Here is a 17701-nt window from a genome sequence, read left to right on the forward strand (position 1 = left end):
GGTATGGTATCAAACGTTTGCGCATCATTATTGGTTGTCAATATTTCTATTTAGCCTCAGTTTTTTCCTAACTTGAGCCTGAAATTTCACCAAATACATATTAAACCTCATACAACCAATACAAATAAACCGATTTAAATGGAAAGAAGAGATTTTATCAAAAGCGGCGCTTTGGCTACCGCAGGGATGACCATACTGCCTACAGGTTCATTATTTGCAAAAGATACTGGAAGAGTACGTTTAGGCTACATTGGCGTAGGTGCCCGCGGTATGAACCACATCAAAGAAGGACTATTAAGGGATGATGTAGAAATTGTTGCCATTTGCGATACGCAAGAAAGCTCTCTGAAAATATGCAGAGCCGCCATTGCCAAAGCAGGCAGAACTGCAGCAAAAGAATATACCGGCGGTTTGGATGCCTACAAAGCCCTTGCCGACAGAAAAGATATTGATGCCATCATTATTTCTACCCCTTGGCAATTTCACCACGAGCAAGCTATTTATTCCATGAACGCGGGTAAATATGTAGGCTGTGAAGTAATTGCTGGATTAACTGTTAATGACCACTGGGACATTGTAAAAACTTCTGAAAAGACAGGAATGCCTTACATGACCTTGGAAAACGTATGCTATCGTAGAGATGTTTTGGCAGCTTTGAACATGGTTAGGAATAAAGTGTTTGGCGAACTGGTACATTTGGAAGGTGGCTACCAACACGATTTGAGAGAGGTATTGTTCAATAATGGAAAGCAATATTATGGTGGCGGTGTAGAGTTTGGCCCTAACGCACTAAGTGAAGCACAATGGCGTACGCAATTTAATATTGATGTTGATGGCGATTTGTATCCAACCCACGGGGTAGGACCTATTATGCAGTGCATTGATATTAACCGAGGCAACCGCTTTACCAATTTGGTTTCTTTTAGCTCAAAAGCTTTGGGCTTGGCAGATTATGTAGAGAAGAAATCGCCAGGACATCCAAATGCTAAAATCAAATACAAAAATGGCGACGTAACCACTACCTTGCTTAACTGCGCCAATGGCGAAACAGTAATGTTGACCCATGATACACATTTGCCAAGACCATATTCGTTAGGTTTCAGAATTCAAGGAACCAATGGTTTATGGATGGACGTGAATAAATCTGTTCATATTGAAGGCGTTTCAAAACCGCATAGTTGGGACAAAGCCGAAGAATGGTTTAAAAAATACGACCACCCACTTTGGAAAAAATACGAAGACAAAGCAATGGGCGCAGGCCATGGCGGTATGGACTGGTTTGTGTTTAATGCCTTTATCACTGCGGTTAAAGACAAAAAACAAACTCCTATTGATGTGTATGATTCGGTAACGATGAGCGTAATTACGCCACTTTCAACCAAGTCGCTTAAAGAAGGTAACAAACCGCAAGCCTTCCCTGATTTTACCAAAGGAAAATGGTCAACTCGCAAAAATACTTTTGCGCTTGATGATAGCGGGTATTAAAAATACCAATTTAACTTTGGCAATCTGAGCTTATAGCAAAGGTTGTCAAAGTTAATTTAGCCCTTTGTTCTCTCAATAAGTTCTGCTTCGATAACCGTTTTGTAGAAAGCCTGCTCTTCTTCTTCCTCTTTATTGGCAATAAGGTCAAGCAATGTATCGATGGCTTTTTGGCCCTGTATTGCTGGAAACTGCTCTACCGAAGCCAATGGAGGAAAAGCCATGTAGTCGGTGATTGGAGCATTGGCAAAACTTACAAACTCTATATCTTCATTTACCTTTACCCCTTTTTGCAACGAGTGTTTAACGGCAAAGGCCGAAACATAATCGTTAAAAGTTACAATGGCCGTAGGTTTACGTTTGTGGTTCAACAAAATTTCCAATGCAGCTGTAGTACCTTCTTCGGTGAGGTCGCAATTTACCACAAGGCTAGGGTCAAATTTCAGCCTGTTTTTTTGCAGCGCTTTAATATAGCCTTCTTTTCGTTGTCCACTGGCCAATAAAGACGTAGGTCCATTGATCAGTCCGATGTTTCGATGTCCACGTTTCAATAGAAAATTAACCGCTTCGATACTGCCGTTTTCTATATTACAGGCTACATAGTGGATGTTTTTTAACGGCGGAATACGGTCGAAAAAAACGGTCGGAATACGGTACTTCTTCAATTGCTCAAAATGCTCAAAATTGGAAGTATTTTTAGCTACAGAAACTAAAAGTCCGTCAATACGATGCGTTTTTAGTTTTTCTACCAAAAGCTTCTCTCGTTCCTCGTCGTCATGAGATTGCGCCAATAAAATGGTGTAATTCCTTTTGTAGGCGATATCTTCAATAGCGCTCATCGCTACAGCAAAAAATGCCTCGGCCAATTCCGGTAAAATAACGCCAATGGTAAAAGTTTTCCCTTTTTGAAAGAAAATGGCCGTTTGGTTGGGTTCGTAGCCCATTTCAGAAGCCATTTGTTTAACTCTTTGCTGAGTGGCCAGGCTAATACTCGGATGCGCATGCAATGCCCTTGAAACCGTTGAGAACGATAAGTCTAGCTTTTTCGCAATTTCTTTAATAGTTACTGGTTTCTTCATTGATCACTGCCCTTTAACGCAAATATATGTTTTTCCAGTATAAGTAATATCAAGCGTTTGCGTTAAGGTTTTTATAGATACGAAAAGAGCTTTTTCTAGTGAAAAAGCTCTTGTTCATCTCTGTCGGCAGTGTTAATGCGTTTCAGGAAGTCGGCAAATGCCGCACCATCATTATCAGAGTAGGCGCCATAAGCATCCAAAATGTAGCCCATGCTCTTGTCACTATCCTCAACCATATATAGAACGGAGTTGTCACCAGGATCCGACATTCCCTCAAATCTGTAGGTCTTTACAATAGTAAGATCGTCAGGAGTATATATTTTGTTGAGTGTTTTCGATTGCATTTTCCCGTGGTCGGTCATCTTAAGCTCGTTGTCTATACCCTTTGTCCTTAATTTTTCAAGGATTTGGCTAAGAGTATTCATCTCTATTGGCTGTTCCATAACTTTTAAAATTGATATACCTTAAAAACATCCTAAACATGGAATAGTTTTGCTTTTTATTTCGCAGAAAAGCAACATCAATACAAACCAAAAGCTTGCGCAGTTGTTGTGCTAAAGTCTTTAAAAATGCTTAACCATCAGGCAAATAAATAATAACAACTTAAACCAGTATTATGAAACATTATTTTTTAGGCGTTGCATTTGCAGTATCTGCTGTATTTATGGGATGTGCCAACAAGGAAAGAGAAGTCGCTTCGGCCAATTTAAATTCAACAGCCGATAACCAATCTATAGGCTCTGCCAAATTTTATCAAATGAATGATGGAAAGATTAAAATGGATCTGGAAATCAACATGCCCCAAAGAGCCGACAGTACGGTAGCAGTTCATTTTCATGAACATGGGGACTGCGGAAATATGGGCGAAAATACACATGGGCACTGGAACCCCACCAACGAACCACATGGCAAATGGGATTCTGACGCCTATCACTCTGGAGATATAGGTAACATTGCCCTTGACGGGAAAGGACATGCAAAAATTACCGTAAGCACTTCAAGGTGGAGTGTTGATGATGGCGACGTTAAGAACATCATTGGACGGGGAATCATTGTGCACGGCGGTACCGACGACTACCAGACACAGCCCACAGGCAACTCTGGTCCAAGAATAGGCTGCGGAGTAATAGCTGCAGTTAAGTAATCAAAAAAGGCGATTAAATTTTAGTCGCCTTTTTATGTAATTACCGCAAAGCCGTCATCATGTTAAAAACTAAACAGAAGATGGCAACACTTAACGTTCCTCAAAGCGGCAAGGCCGTGAAGGGAAGCACTCGCAAACCTATTCCAGGGGTAGATTTAACGGCGATGGTTGATTTAGCATTTTTGCTGATTACCTTCTTTATGCTCACTACCTCCTTAAGTAAAATGAATGTAATGGATATTGCCAAGCCCATACCAGTAACCGATCCTGGGCAATTAGCGCCCTGGCCTGCTTCAAAAACTTTAACCATTTTGTTAGGTAAGGATAATAAAGCGGTTTATTACCTTGGTAGAGCTACGGATGGTCAAATGCATGTGGCAAACGTTTCCCAAATTAGAAAAGCAATTTTGGAGAATAGGCAATTCGTTGCGAATACGCATCGAGAAGCAAAAGACAAGGAAATGTACGTAATCATTAAACCTACTGCTACTTCTGTTTTCCGCAACTTTGTAGACTTGGTTGATGAGATGCACATCAATAAGGTTAACACTTACGCTATTGATGACAAATATGTGCTAGCAGAGGAAGCCAGCTTTATGAAAGGTAAGGGGATATAGCTAAATTAAAAACCACATAGAAACATAGATTAATTTTTCTTTAATACGTCTATGTCTCTATGTGGTTAAAAAAATTATAAGCCGAAAGCAGCTTTTACTTGGTCAACGTAATCTAGTTTTTCCCAAGTAAACAACTCAACGCTCACTGTTTTTTCTTCACCATTTGGTGATTTGAAAGTTTTTGTAACCGTTTCTGGCTGACGGCCCATGTGTCCGTAAGCAGCAGTTTCACTATAAATAGGGTTTCTTAATTTCAAACGTTGCTCGATGAAGTAAGGGCGCATATCGAAAATAGCTTCTACCTTCTTGCCAATCTCTCCGTCTGTTAAGGCTACTTTAGAAGTTCCATAGGTCACCACGTTGATAGAGGTGGGCTTTGCAACACCAATAGCGTAAGAAACTTGAACTAAAACCTCATCACATAAACCAGCAGCAACTAGGTTTTTAGCAATGTGACGAGTGGCATAAGCAGCACTTCTATCTACTTTGCTTGGGTCTTTTCCGGAGAAAGCACCACCACCATGGGCACCTTTACCACCGTAAGTGTCTACAATAATTTTTCTTCCTGTTAAACCTGTATCGCCATGTGGCCCACCAATAACAAAAACACCTGTTGGGTTAATATGGTAAGTAATATCGTCGTTAAACAAATGGGCATATTGAGGATATTTAGCTTTAATTCTCGGAATCAAGATCGAAATCAAATCGTTTTTGATTTTAACCAACATTTCCTCATTTGCGGCATTCTTGTCCTCTTTCGAGTCAGATTTAGGCTGAACAAAGTCATCGTGTTGTGTAGAGATTACAATTGCGTCAATTCTTTGTGGTTGGTTATCATCAGAATATTCTAAGGTTACTTGTGATTTTGCATCAGGGCGCAAATAAGTAATTTCAGAGTTCTCTCTTCTTAAATTCGCCAACTCTCTTAATAGGGCATGTGATAAATCAAGAGCCAATGGCATGTAATTCTCGGTTTCGTTGGTTGCGTAACCAAACATCATCCCTTGGTCCCCTGCACCTTGTTCTTCCTTGGTATTCCTGTCAACACCTTGGTTAATATCTTGAGATTGCTCATGGATAGCTGAAAGTACACCACATGAATTAGCTTCAAACATATACTCGCTTTTAGTGTAACCAATTTTTTTGATTACATCTCTTGCAATCTGCTGTACGTCTAAATAGGTTTTAGATTTCACCTCACCTGCCAAAATCACCTGTCCTGTAGTTACAAGTGTTTCACAAGCTACTTTTGATTCCGCATCAAAAGCTAAGAAATTATCGATTAACGCGTCTGAAATTTGGTCAGCAATTTTATCTGGGTGACCTTCAGATACAGATTCTGATGTAAATAAATACGACATCTAATTTTTTGTTTATAATGTAAACCAAACAATAAAATTAAAGTGTTGATACCCGATCGGTTGTAAAAGAGAAGTGTAGAAATAAAATTAGCACTTTTTTTTACGTGGTTGCAATCAGTCTATTCTCTAATAGATTAGCAAATCAATCCACTTTAACGCCGCAAAACTACTACAATAAATTTTAATACTCAAAAATTATCGATTATTTTGTGCGCTAATTATTTATGTCGGAAAACAAGTCTAATATTCTCTTTATTATCAACCCTATTTCGGGTGGTAAAAAGAAATCAGATCTACCTGCTTTAATTGATCAATTTCTTGATAAGGAGAAGTATGCACCAATATATGCTTTTACAGAATACATTGGCCATGCAGCGGAGTTGGCCGAAGAAGCCGAAAAGAAAAACTACGATGTTATTGTTGCCGTGGGCGGGGATGGTACCATTAACGAAGTGGCCAGTAAATTGGTATATAGCGATAAAACATTGGCCATTATTCCATTTGGATCGGGCAATGGATTGGCCCGCTTTTTAAATATACCGCTGAATGCCAAAAAGGCCATCACGTTAATTAATACGGCGAAACCCCAGCTGATAGATACCGCTGAGCTAAATGGGAGGAAATTTTTTAACATGGCCGGAATGGGGTTTGACGCCCACCTAAGTTCCGTTTTTGCGGGGAACAAAAAACGGGGGTTAAAAAGCTATGTAGAGTTGGGATTTAAAGAAATTACAACTTATAAAGCGCAGCCCTACCACATTGAAATTGATGGGAAAGAGTACGATAATCCAGCTTTTGCCATTAGCATAGCCAATTCATCGCAATACGGTAACAACGTATATATATCCCCAAAATCTTCTTTAACGGATGGCTATCTTGATGTATGTATCATACATCCTATCTCTTTGGTGAAACTACCCCTTTTAGCTTTTCAAATGATTACGGCAAAAACCCACCAATCAAGTTTGGTGAAGATCATTAGAGGTAAGCATATTAAAATAAAACGTACAGCTGCCGATGCTGTGCATTTAGACGGAGAACCTTTGAAACTTGGCGAAGAGCTGGAAATAAAAATAATTCCTGCGTCGTTAAAGATATTAAGCAATTAATTTTATTACTAATTCCTAACCATTAGCTACTAGTCCCTAAATATGAGCAAGCAGAAGAAAAATACCTTTAATGATTTTAGCGGTATCATGTTTTCTACCGATCCGGATTTTGTTTATGAAAGCAATCAGCAGGAAGAGCAGGAAACTTTGCCCAATGCCCAACAGGATTTGAGGGTACTGCTAGATCGAAAAAACAGGGGCGGTAAAACCGTGACTTTGGTTACTGGTTTTGTTGGTAGCGACGCTGATCTGGAAAAATTAGCCAAAACGCTTAAAACAAAATGCGGTGTAGGTGGAGGTGCCAAAGACGGAGAAATCATTCTGCAAGGAGATTTTAAGGAAAAGGCATTTTTATACCTCCAAAAAGAGGGGTATAAAGTAAAGAAGTCTGGAGGGTAGATTTTGTTTTTAACTTTCTGAAAAACAGATATTTAATTCTTAGTGTAATTGCCACAATAAGTAAAAAAATTATCTAAATATGGCATTCTTTGCATAAATATCTCCTTAGCTTTGCGGGATATTTAAACCAAAAATATGACCAAATATAGTATCCAAAAGCCTCAGTTAGATTATCTGGGTTTGGCTTCGCTTCAGTTTAAATATCAGTTGAGCGTGCCAGAATTAATTGAAGAGGCAATCAAGAACGGGGAAGGAACCCTTGCAGATTCTGGCGCTTTAGCCATTGATACCGGTAAATTTAAAGGCCGTTCACCAAAAGACAGATTTGTTGTTAGTGATGAGGTTACCAATGGCACCGTATGGTGGGGCGACATCAACATTAAAATAAGCACTCAGCATTTTGATGCGCTTTATCAAAAAATGCTTGCCTATTTAAAGGATAAAGAAGTATATATAAGAGATGCCTATGCTTGTGCAGATAAAGATTATAGCACTAGTATTAGGGTGATTACTGAATATGCTTTCCAAAATATATTTGCGAATAACCTATTTCTTAGATATGGAAATGAGGAATTGCCAGCGCAACCAGAATGGACCATTATTGCTATTCCATCTTTCTTGGCCAACCCACAAACAGATGGAACAAGGCAGGAAAACTTCTCCATCCTGAATTTTTCAAAAAAAATCATTCTAATAGGAGGTACAGCCTATACTGGAGAAATTAAAAAAGGAATATTTTCCGTATTGAATTTTGTGCTGCCCCAACAAAGGAATACCCTGTCGATGCACTGTTCGGCAAATGTTGGTAAAGATGGTGATTCAGCCGTTTTCTTTGGTCTGTCGGGAACTGGAAAAACAACACTTTCTGCTGATCCAAACCGTGCGCTGGTAGGTGACGATGAACATGGCTGGGGAGAGGATAGCATTTTCAATTTTGAGGGCGGATGTTATGCAAAATGCGTTGATTTAACTGCTGAAAAGGAACCTCAGATTTTCAATGCCATCAAATTTGGCGCATTATTAGAAAATATCAATTACTTTCCAGGTACGCGGACAGTTGATTTTTCTAATATTGAAAAAACCGAGAATACAAGGGTGGCCTATCCAATGCACCATATAGATAATGCCTTGGAACCATCAATAGCTCCAATTCCCAAAAACATCTTTTTTTTAACGGCTGATGCCTTTGGAGTGCTGCCTCCCATATCTAAATTAACACCAGGACAAGCCATGTTCCATTTTATTTCAGGTTATACCGCTAAGGTTGCTGGAACTGAAACAGGTGTAACTGAACCACAACTAACTTTCTCAGCTTGTTTTGGTAAAGCTTTCTTGCCCCTACATCCAACAGCCTATGCAAAGTTGCTGGGCGAAAAAATGAAAAAACATCAAGTGAATGTATGGCTGGTTAATACAGGCTGGAGCGGAGGGCCTTTTGGCGTAGGAAATAGGATGAAGCTTTCATATACCAGGGCCATGATTACCGCTGCGCTTAATGGCGCCTTGGAAAATGTAGAATTTAACCAGCATCCTATTTTCGGACTAGCAATGCCAAGTGCTTGTGGCGATGTGCCCGTGGAGGTTTTGAACCCAAGAAACACCTGGAGCAACCCACAACATTATGATTCAAAAGCAAATGAACTTGCACAGGCATTTTTGGACAATTTCAAAGACTTTGAAGAATATGCTGATGAAGAGATGAAAAAAGGAATGCCGAAACTTGCGGAAATTATAGCTTAATGCTTTTTTTTCTTGCAAAAATTTGCATTTGATTAAATTTTTAGTTTTAATTGCGAAAAGATTGCCTCAGCGGCAATCTTTTTTAGTTATGCGCATTTGCTGCGGCGTAAGTAACGAATTAATTGTGGAATGAATATTTAATTTGTAATTTAAATCAAAATTATAAATTTGCTTCCGCAACAATTCGGCCTATGCCGCGTTGAGTGTATTAACTTATTTATTTAATTAGAAATTTATAAAAACAAGTACTAAAACTAAAAATTAAAAAAATGGCAAACGCACCAAAACCTACACCAGCTAAAAAAGAGAGCAGCGCAACAGCGTCTAACTTATTTGCTACCCTAGTTATCCCAATTTGTATTCTCATTGGTGTAACGCTTTTTATCTTCGTATTAGGTAAACCATCTAACTTTAACGTTCCAGAAGAAGTGGCTAAAGCTAATAGCCAATTATCTTTAGCTTTCTACAATGATGATACTCACGCTTATCTTCCTCATCCTGGAAACTATGGCGGTATGGCTTTTAAAGGTGGTTTTATCGTGCCTATCTTAATGGGTATGCTTTTAATGGTATTCGTTTTCTCTATCGAGCGTTTGATCGTTATTGGCAAAGCAACTGGTAAAGGAAGCTTAGAGGCATTTATCAAAAAAATCCAATCATTCTTAAGCACAGGAAACATCCAAGCAGCAGTTGCAGAGTGCGACAAACAACAAGGTTCTGTAGCTAACGTAATTAAATCAGGTCTTAAAAAATATAGTGAAGTAGAAGTAGATACCAACTTAGATGTTGAGCAATCGATTGTAGCTATTCAAAAAGATATCGAAGAAGCAACAGCTTTAGAGATGCCAATGTTAGAACAAAACCTAACAATTATTGCTACTTTGGTTTCTGTAGGTACATTAACAGGTCTATTGGGTACAGTAACAGGTATGATCAAGGCGTTTGGTGGTTTAGCTAACTCAGGTGCTCCTGACCAAGCGGCTCTTGCAACAGGTATCTCTGAGGCACTTATCAATACTGCAACAGGTATCGGTACTTCTACCCTTGCGATTATCATGTATAACATCCTTACTTCTAAAATTGATAAATTAACTTATGCTATTGATGAAGCTGGTTTCAGCATCATCCAGACTTACGCAAGTACACATAAATAAAATTATTTTTATTTTATTTTGCCGGGCTTTATGGAAAACCGGAACAAATAGCATCATTAGTTAGAATATTTAATAATTTTAGATTATGGGTAAAGCAAAAGTTAAAAGGAGTAGTACCTCGATCGATATGACCGCCATGTGCGACGTTTCGTTCTTGTTACTTACTTTCTTTATCTTAACAGCCACCGCTCGTCAGCCAGACCCGCTAGAGATTACTACACCATCGTCTTCAGTGCAGTTTAAAATGCCTGATAAAGACATCTCTATCGTGAGTATCGGTAAAGGAAAAGTTTTCCTAGAGATTATCGGTCAGGATGTGAAAAAAGCTACACTTGCGAGAATGGGAAATCTTTATGGTCAAACTTTTTCGGAAGAGGAAGCTAAAAAATTTGCAGTAGTTTCTGCCTTTGGTGTACCAATGGGGAATATGAAGCAGTTTTTGGCGATGAATGGTGAGCAACGTACAAAGTCAGGAATACAATCAGGTATCCCGATGGATTCAACCACTAACAACGAGTTATTCAATTGGATCAAGGAAGCCAGATATGCTACTTCAGAACTACACGGTATAGATATGCGCTTGAGCATTAAAGGAAATGCCAATGAAGAGTATCCTACAGTTAGAAAAGTAGTTGACTTACTGCAAAAGCAAAAAATTAACAAATTTAGTTTAATTACATCGTCAGAAGGCGGTGCACAATAGAAATTAAGCAATGGCAGAATTAGATACCTCCGGTAAGGACGGCGGTAAAGGTGGAAAGGTAAGAAGTAAGAAAGCCTCTACTAAGGTCGATTTGACGGCGATGGTAGACTTGGCGTTCCTTTTAATTACCTTCTTCATGTTAACCACGTCTTTGTCAAAACCTCAGGCAATGGATATTGCAAAGCCTGATAAGGATGCGAAGGATGAGAACAGGCTTGAGCTTAGAGAGTCGCAAACCATGACCATTTTATTAGGCAAAAATGATAGAATTGCTTGGTATATGGGAGAAGCAGGAAAATCGGCTCCAACAATTGAAGGTTTTAATGATATTAGAGCTTCATTGTTAAAGAACAAGAAGGATGTGAAAGATGCGAGTGGTAGAGATATTGTGATTATTGTTAAGCCTACAGATGGTGCTACTTACAAAAACTTTGTGGACATCATGGACGAAATCAATATCACTAAAACAAATATCAACGCTCCAGCTGTTGACGACGATCCTAAGCATCTGTTAGATAGCGAAAGAGATTTTATGAAATCCAAAGGGATTTTATAACGAGTTGATAACAAATAAAAAATTGAGCAATGTCTAAAATAGATTTATTTAATAAGGAATGGATTGACGTTGTGTTCGCTAAAAAGAACAAAGCCTATGGAGCTTATGAGCTTCGTCAGACCAACTCTTGGAACACCACTAAATCATTGTTTATTGCTTCAGCAATATTCATATTCCTTTTCCTAGCTCCAAAGCTGTATGCTTTGTTGAAAGGGATGGTTCCTGAACCTCCACAGGAGAAGGTAACCGAGGTGGTAATGCAACCGCCACCACCAATTAACCCAGAGGTGAAAACTCCGCCACCGGTAGAGCCACCTCCTCCAAAACAAGATCAGGTGAAATTCCCACCACCCATCGTTAAACCAGATAACGAAGTGCGTGATGAGAAACCGCCAACCGTTGAGGATTTGAAAAAAGCTGATCCAGGACAGAAAACGATTGAAGGTGACCCTACTGCTGAAGTGGTTCAAATTACTGCAGCTGGAGAAGGTCCGAAACAAGCGGTGGTAGTTGAAGATAATACCGTTTACAGTTTCGTAAGTATGGAAAATCCTCCAATGTTCCCTGGTGGTATTGAAAAGTTCTATAAATTCTTGGGCGATAACATTAAATATCCTCCAATGGCTGCTGAGAACAATATTCAAGGTAACGTATTCGTTTCATTTACAGTAGAGAAAGATGGTTCTTTAACCGATATCAAGATTGATAGAAAACTTGGATATGGTACCGATGAAGAGGCAGTTCGTGTATTGAAGTTGAGTAAACGTTGGAATCCAGGGATGCAAAATGGTAAACCGGTGCGTGTTAAATATAACATCCCAATTAAATTTAGCTTGCAACAATAGTTAAGCATGTTTAATTCAGATACTTTCAAACAGAAATCGCCTCAACAGCGATTTCTGTTTATTTTAGGGGTTGCGATGATTTTCATTTTTTGTGCTTTGGCGGTAGTGGTAATGTTTTGGGGTGAAATTTTGAATTTAGATCCTCAAAAATTTCCTCAAAAATATCGTATAGCCTTCGGCATCGTATTGATTGTTTACGCAACTATTAGATTTTTTAGAATAATTAGAGATAATAAAACAGAATGAGAAAAGCATCGGCTTTAACGCTCGCAATACTTTTAATATTTGCCTGTTTTTCGTGTAAAAGGAAAACAAACAAAGATGCCGTTAGCGAGTCACGTACTTCTGGAAAAACAACGATATTGGTTGATGAAACCTATGCTCAGATCTTAGATGATCAAATCGCTGTTTTCAAATCTGATTATCCTTCCGCAACAGTTAATGTTGTTGCCGGAAATGAAAACGAGATTATGCCTAAGTTTAGAAAGGGCGAAGTGAAGATGCTTGTACTTTCTAGAATGCTAAAGCCAGGAGAAGATAGTTTCTATAAACAGAAACAAAGTCGTATCTATACAGATAGATTTGCGATAGATGGTTTGGCTTTAATTGTGAATAAAAATGATGCTGATAGCACTATTACAGCCGAAGAAGCTTATGGCATCATGAAAGGAACCTCAAAAACTGGCAAAAAATTGGTTTTTGATAATGCTTATTCAAGCACGATAAGGTACTTTATTGACTCTGCAGGAATAACTCAATTACCTAAAGAAGGGGTTTACACATTAAAGACAACAAATGATGTCATTAAATATGTGGCCGAAAATAAAGGTTACATCGGCGTAATTGGTGTAAATTGGTTGTTAAAAGATGTTAAAGTTTCATCGCCGTTTTTATCGGATGTTAAAACACTAGGCGTGAAAAACCTGCCTGGTAAAAATGGTTCAGATGGCTATTACAAGCCTACCCAAGAAAATTTGATCAACGGAAAATATCCCTTTTTGAGAAATGTTTACCTGATAAATGCAGAGGGAACAAATGGTTTAGGCACGGGATTTGCAACTTGGTTATCAAGCCCCCGTGGACAATTAATAGTACTTAAATCGGGTCTAGGACCTCATAAAGTAGCAGAAAGAGAATTTAACTTTAAAACTAGTAACAAAAAATAATTTATTTTAATCAACTTAGAGAAATAGAGAACACTGTAAATAAGCAGTTAACAGTTATTTCTAATTTTAACAAATGGAGACAATGAAAATGATTAAGAAGAACATAGCCTTGGCCACGGGCTTATTATTGATGGGTAGCACTGCCTCATTTGCTCAAAGTTTAGCCGATGCTAAGAAGGCGATCGATGCCGAGCAGTATCAGAAGGCAACTGCTATGCTAAAGACTTTAGTGGCAAACCAGCCTAAAGAGGGCGATAACTACTTTAACTTAGGAAAAGTATATTTATTGACTGACGATATCGATTCAGCAAGAGCTGCTTTTACAAATGGTACTACTGCGGATCCTAAAAATGCGTTAAACTATGTAGGTTTAGGTCAAGCGGATTTAGCACAAAATAACGCGACCAATGCAAAAACCAATTTCGATAAGGCAATTGGCTTAAAAGCGAAAGATTATTCGACTTATTTGGCAATTGGTAGAGCATATATTGATCAAAAGAATGTAGATTATGCACAGGCCTTGCCTAACTTGCAAAAAGCAGATGAGTTAGATTCTAAGGATAAAGATCCAGAAACTTTCTTGGCTTTAGCGGATTACTATGCGATGCAAAGAAAGAATACCGAAGCCTATCCTCAATATTTGAGAGCTTTAGACATTAACCCAAATTTGTATAGAGCTAATGTACAGATTGGTAAAATGTACAAAGATGCATATGCTTTCCCTGAGGCTGAGACTGAAATTAAAAAAGCAATTGCAGCGGACCCTAATTATGGTCCAGCATACAGAGAGTTAGCAGAGGCACAAATGAGATGGTCCGATGCTGATCCTAAAAATGGAGCAGCGAAAAAAGCTGAGGCTTTGGAAAACATGAGAAAATATCTAGATTTAACCGATAAATCTTTTGATTCTCGTTTACGTTATGCGCAGTTCTTAGTTTATGCTGGTGATTTTGCTACACTTGAGAAAGAGGTAGCGACATTAAATTCTCCAGATCCTAAAAACCCTAAAACCTTTGTGGTAATTAGGATGAGAGGTTATTCAGCAGTAGAGAACAAAAACTTTGAGCAAGGTATTAAATACATGAACGAACTTTTTGGAAGAACACAAGATGCTTCTCGTATCATTGGTTCAGATTACCTTTATTTAGGAAGAGCTCAACAAGCAACAGGACAAGATAGTCTTGCATTTATCAATATTGCTAAAGGTGTAGAATTAGATTCTACTAAAGTAGAGGAGTTAGCCAACATTGGAGCTAAGTATTACCAAGCTCAAAACTTTCCTAAAGCTGCAGAAGTATATAGCAAAGTAGTTAAAGCGAATTCAAAGAACCCTAACTTAGCGATGGCTTACTACTATCTAGGTGCTGCTAACTATTTTACTTATGCGTTTGCAAGTAGAGATGGCAAAAACCCAAGCAAAGACATCTTAGTTAAAGCTGATACAGCTTTTGCAGGGTTGGTTAAACTTGCTCCAGATTATGAAGTAGCTTACTTATTTAGAGCTCGTATTGGTAAAAATCTAGATGATGCTGAAAGCTCTAAAAAATTGGCGGTTCCATATTATGAGAAGTACATTGAATTGGTAACTGTAACTAAGCCAGAGAAAGCGGCAGCTAGTAAGACCCAATTAATAGAAGCTTATAACTATTTAGGTGCTGTTGCATCTGCTACAGATAAAGAAAAAGCTAAAGAATACTTTAACAAAGTATTGGCACTTGATCCACAAAATGCTTTGGCATTGGACAATTTGAAATTTTTAACAGCGCCAGCTACACCAGCAAAAAAAACACCAATTAAAAAGTAATTTTTAATGTCATAAAGAAAAGGCAGGATTACAAATCCTGCCTTTTTATTTATATGAAATTTTCTTTATGGTCAAAAGCTTTTCTAGTTGTTCAATTTTTTCTTTTTGAGATAAAATGGTCTGCTTTAGACTATCCAATTCCTTTTTTTCAATGAGAAAAAGCTCTCCCTTCAATTTTTCATTCTCTTTTAGGAAAGCTTCGAGTGGTAAGTTGAAAATCTTGGCAATTTGTTCTAATCTGTCAGACGTAATATTAATTGCCCCAGATTCTATTCTTTGGTAAGTGCTTTGTGTAACGCCAAGCTGACTGGCTAAATATTCTTGAGAATAACATCGTTCATTCCTATATCTACGAATCTCGTCGCCTAAACCAATTTTTTTTAATTCATTTCGGGTTAATTCCCTCTTCTTAAAAAAACCTGAAAGCATAGTAAACTTGTTAAATAACTAAAATAGGAATTTTTCGTCGCGTTCTATGCATAATCTTATGCGTGAAATAGAGGGGTTATATATGTCTGCATTCTTAAATTAGATAGTGAAGAGAGCGAGTATTTGCTTTCAAATATTATAAACTTAATCTAAATCAAATGAAAAAGTTACAACTGACATCAAATGCCTTTAATCGAGGTGAAGTACTTACAAGGGGACAGTTGAAAAGTGTAATGGGTGGGACATTTAATGACGAACAGGTCGGTGGAGTAGATGAATGCTCTAGGGGTCTGTGCTCGACAATTACCGAAGAGACTTGTTGCGAGGGTCTAGTGTGTAAGGGGCAAGACGGAAATAAGCCCGGCCTTTGTGCTGTTTCATAATTAATAATATAAGCTGGAAGCTCTCCAGCTTATATTATTGATATACGAACGGTGTTCTTTCATCATTTTAGGAGTTGAAATGATATAATGATAAATTGCAGGCAAAATGTTCGTTGAACTTATAGGATGAATGGATAGAATTTGTAATCCTGCCTTTTTATTTTAATTTTGCCACCAAATCCATTGTTATTATGCAAGCACAAAGTACAGCACAAGATTTCATTCCTATTATATTTCAGGTTATTGTTGCTTTAGGTTTTGTGGTAGTAACCTTGTTTGCTACACACCTTTTAGGCCCTAAAAGAAAAACTAATGATAAGTTGACCACCTTCGAGTCGGGTATTAAGGTGATTGGAAATGCTCGTCAGCCCTTTTCTATCAAATATTTTTTGGTAGCCATTTTATTTGTGCTATTTGATGTGGAGGTAATTTTTATGTACCCTTGGGCTGTTAACTTTAGAGAGTTAGGCTGGAATGGGGTAATAGAGATGTTTATCTTTATGGGAACACTTCTGCTGGGCTTTATCTATATCCTAAAAAAGAAAGCATTAGATTGGCATTAGAAGCTTGCAATCAAGTTATTTAGATTGTTTCTAAATGATGATGATACGGCCCAAATCCTACTAAATATTGTAAATTTGCTGCTTGTCCATTGTTAATAATGGACAAGCTTTTTTGTTTATAAACATGAGTGAAATCAAAATAGTAGAAGCGCCTCCCGGCATCGAAGGAAACGGCTTTTTTGCTACGTCTTTAGACAAGGCGATAGGTTTAGCCCGTTCACATTCGTTATGGCCTTTGCCATTTGCAACTTCATGCTGTGGTATCGAGTTTATGGCAACCATGGGCTCGCATTATGATTTTGGACGTTTTGGTTCCGAAAGGTTAAGTTTCTCGCCTCGCCAAGCAGATGTTTTAATGGTGATGGGCACTATTGCCAAAAAAATGGGGCCGGTATTGAAACAGGTTTATCTTCAAATGGCTGAGCCTCGTTGGGTGATGGCCGTTGGTGCCTGCGCTTCGAGCGGTGGTATTTTTGATACTTATTCAGTGCTGCAAGGTATTGACGAGATTATCCCTGTGGATGTTTATGTGCCGGGATGCCCTCCAAGACCAGAGGCTATTTTGGATGGCTTTCAGCGCATCCAGGATTTGGTAAAGAATGAATCGGGTAGAAGAAGACACTCTCCTGAATATAAAGAACTGTTAGCGAGTTACGGAATACAATAATGGCTAAAGCAACAAATACTGAATTAGTTGATCTGCTAGGTGAAAAATTTGGCGAGCAGCTTTTTGATGTTTCCGAGCCTTATGGCTTGTTGACCTTTTCCACGACTAAGGATAAAGTGGTTGAAGTGCTGTCTTTTCTAAAAGAAAATGGTCGCATCAATTTCAACTTCCTTACCGATATTACTGCGGTACATTACCCCGAAAAAGAACAGATAGCTGTGGTTTATCATTTGCACAGCATGGTAAGTGGTATTAGGGCTAGATTGAAAGTTTTTTTAAATGAAAAAGATCCAAAAATCGCCAGTGCTACCGTGTTGTGGAATGGTGCCAATTGGATGGAAAGAGAAACTTACGATTTCTTTGGTGTAAAGTTCGAAGGACATCCTGATTTGAGAAGGATTTTGAACGTAGACGAAATGACGGTACACCCAATGCTTAAACAATATCCATTGGAAGATCCTAACAGGGTAGATAAAAAAGACGAATTTTTTGGTAGATAG

Annotated in this window: 19 protein-coding genes; 15 read left to right on the forward strand and 4 right to left on the reverse strand. The window is 38.3% G+C overall.

Annotated features, from left to right (window positions below; genetic code table 11):
* Positions 1-138 precede the first annotated feature (138 nt).
* Positions 139-1485 (forward strand): Gfo/Idh/MocA family oxidoreductase, encoded by a 1347-nt coding sequence (locus ABDV71_RS03305; protein ID WP_343531000.1) that lies wholly within the window; start codon positions 139-141, stop codon positions 1483-1485.
* Positions 1486-1541: 56 nt separating this feature from the next.
* Here ABDV71_RS03305 and ABDV71_RS03310 read toward each other — a convergent pair whose 3' ends face one another.
* Together ABDV71_RS03310 and ABDV71_RS03315 are read right to left on the reverse strand one after the other, a co-directional pair.
* Positions 1542-2561, reverse strand: coding sequence for a LacI family DNA-binding transcriptional regulator (locus tag ABDV71_RS03310; RefSeq protein WP_343531001.1), 1020 nt, complete (start codon positions 2559-2561; stop codon positions 1542-1544).
* 95 nt (positions 2562-2656) lie between these two features.
* On the reverse strand, positions 2657-3004 hold the full coding sequence (locus tag ABDV71_RS03315) for a hypothetical protein (protein WP_343531002.1): 348 nt from the start codon (positions 3002-3004) through the stop codon (positions 2657-2659).
* Between the two features lie 173 nt (positions 3005-3177).
* Between ABDV71_RS03315 and ABDV71_RS03320 the strand changes: the two genes are divergently transcribed.
* Together ABDV71_RS03320 and ABDV71_RS03325 are read left to right on the forward strand one after the other, a co-directional pair.
* Positions 3178-3705 (forward strand): superoxide dismutase family protein, encoded by a 528-nt coding sequence (locus tag ABDV71_RS03320; RefSeq protein WP_343531003.1) that lies wholly within the window; start codon positions 3178-3180, stop codon positions 3703-3705.
* Positions 3706-3785: 80 nt separating this feature from the next.
* Positions 3786-4322, forward strand: coding sequence for a biopolymer transporter ExbD (locus ABDV71_RS03325; RefSeq protein WP_343531004.1), 537 nt, complete (start codon positions 3786-3788; stop codon positions 4320-4322).
* Positions 4323-4396: 74 nt separating this feature from the next.
* On the opposite strand, the gene metK is transcribed toward ABDV71_RS03325, so the two are convergent.
* Complete coding sequence (metK, locus tag ABDV71_RS03330; protein ID WP_343531005.1) at positions 4397-5683, reverse strand: methionine adenosyltransferase; 1287 nt, start codon at positions 5681-5683, stop codon at positions 4397-4399.
* A 224-nt stretch (positions 5684-5907) separates the two neighbouring features.
* Between metK and ABDV71_RS03335 the strand changes: the two genes are divergently transcribed.
* The 9 genes from ABDV71_RS03335 (at position 5908) to ABDV71_RS03375 (ending at position 15159) form a co-directional block, all read left to right on the forward strand.
* Positions 5908-6792 carry a diacylglycerol kinase family protein gene (locus ABDV71_RS03335; RefSeq protein WP_343531006.1) on the forward strand — a complete coding sequence of 295 codons (885 nt, stop codon included), beginning with the start codon at positions 5908-5910 and terminating at the stop codon, positions 6790-6792.
* A 42-nt stretch (positions 6793-6834) separates the two neighbouring features.
* Entirely contained in the window at positions 6835-7191 is a 357-nt protein-coding gene (locus tag ABDV71_RS03340) for a translation initiation factor (RefSeq protein ID WP_343531007.1), read from the forward strand.
* 135 nt (positions 7192-7326) lie between these two features.
* Complete coding sequence (pckA, locus tag ABDV71_RS03345; RefSeq protein ID WP_343531008.1) at positions 7327-8931, forward strand: phosphoenolpyruvate carboxykinase (ATP); 1605 nt, start codon at positions 7327-7329, stop codon at positions 8929-8931.
* Between the two features lie 269 nt (positions 8932-9200).
* On the forward strand, positions 9201-10085 hold the full coding sequence (locus tag ABDV71_RS03350) for a MotA/TolQ/ExbB proton channel family protein (protein ID WP_343531009.1): 885 nt from the start codon (positions 9201-9203) through the stop codon (positions 10083-10085).
* An 85-nt stretch (positions 10086-10170) separates the two neighbouring features.
* Positions 10171-10788 carry a biopolymer transporter ExbD gene (locus tag ABDV71_RS03355; protein WP_113647785.1) on the forward strand — a complete coding sequence of 206 codons (618 nt, stop codon included), beginning with the start codon at positions 10171-10173 and terminating at the stop codon, positions 10786-10788.
* Positions 10789-10798: 10 nt separating this feature from the next.
* The gene (locus tag ABDV71_RS03360; RefSeq protein ID WP_113647786.1) at positions 10799-11344 is read left to right on the forward strand and encodes a biopolymer transporter ExbD; all 546 of its coding nucleotides are present in this window, start codon (positions 10799-10801) and stop codon (positions 11342-11344) included.
* 29 nt (positions 11345-11373) lie between these two features.
* A complete protein-coding gene (locus tag ABDV71_RS03365; protein ID WP_343531010.1) occupies positions 11374-12189 on the forward strand; it encodes a TonB family protein in 816 nt (271 codons plus the stop codon).
* A gap of 242 nt (positions 12190-12431) precedes the next feature.
* Complete coding sequence (locus ABDV71_RS03370; RefSeq protein WP_343531011.1) at positions 12432-13355, forward strand: substrate-binding domain-containing protein; 924 nt, start codon at positions 12432-12434, stop codon at positions 13353-13355.
* A gap of 82 nt (positions 13356-13437) precedes the next feature.
* Entirely contained in the window at positions 13438-15159 is a 1722-nt protein-coding gene (locus ABDV71_RS03375) for a tetratricopeptide repeat protein (RefSeq protein WP_343531012.1), read from the forward strand.
* Between the two features lie 45 nt (positions 15160-15204).
* Here ABDV71_RS03375 and ABDV71_RS03380 read toward each other — a convergent pair whose 3' ends face one another.
* Entirely contained in the window at positions 15205-15588 is a 384-nt protein-coding gene (locus ABDV71_RS03380; RefSeq protein WP_343531013.1) for a helix-turn-helix transcriptional regulator, read from the reverse strand.
* Between the two features lie 574 nt (positions 15589-16162).
* Between ABDV71_RS03380 and ABDV71_RS03385 the strand changes: the two genes are divergently transcribed.
* From ABDV71_RS03385 to ABDV71_RS03395, 3 genes are all read left to right on the forward strand, one after another.
* Complete coding sequence (locus ABDV71_RS03385; RefSeq protein WP_343531014.1) at positions 16163-16534, forward strand: NADH-quinone oxidoreductase subunit A; 372 nt, start codon at positions 16163-16165, stop codon at positions 16532-16534.
* A 124-nt stretch (positions 16535-16658) separates the two neighbouring features.
* Positions 16659-17201 (forward strand): NADH-quinone oxidoreductase subunit B, encoded by a 543-nt coding sequence (locus ABDV71_RS03390; protein ID WP_097133603.1) that lies wholly within the window; start codon positions 16659-16661, stop codon positions 17199-17201.
* Positions 17201-17701: an NADH-quinone oxidoreductase subunit C gene (locus ABDV71_RS03395; protein ID WP_343531015.1), complete on the forward strand. Its 501-nt coding sequence runs from the start codon at positions 17201-17203 to the stop codon at positions 17699-17701. The genes ABDV71_RS03390 and ABDV71_RS03395 overlap by 1 nt, the downstream gene beginning before the upstream one ends.

The organism is Pedobacter sp., from assembly GCF_039594775.1.
Taxonomy (GTDB): domain Bacteria; phylum Bacteroidota; class Bacteroidia; order Sphingobacteriales; family Sphingobacteriaceae; genus Pedobacter.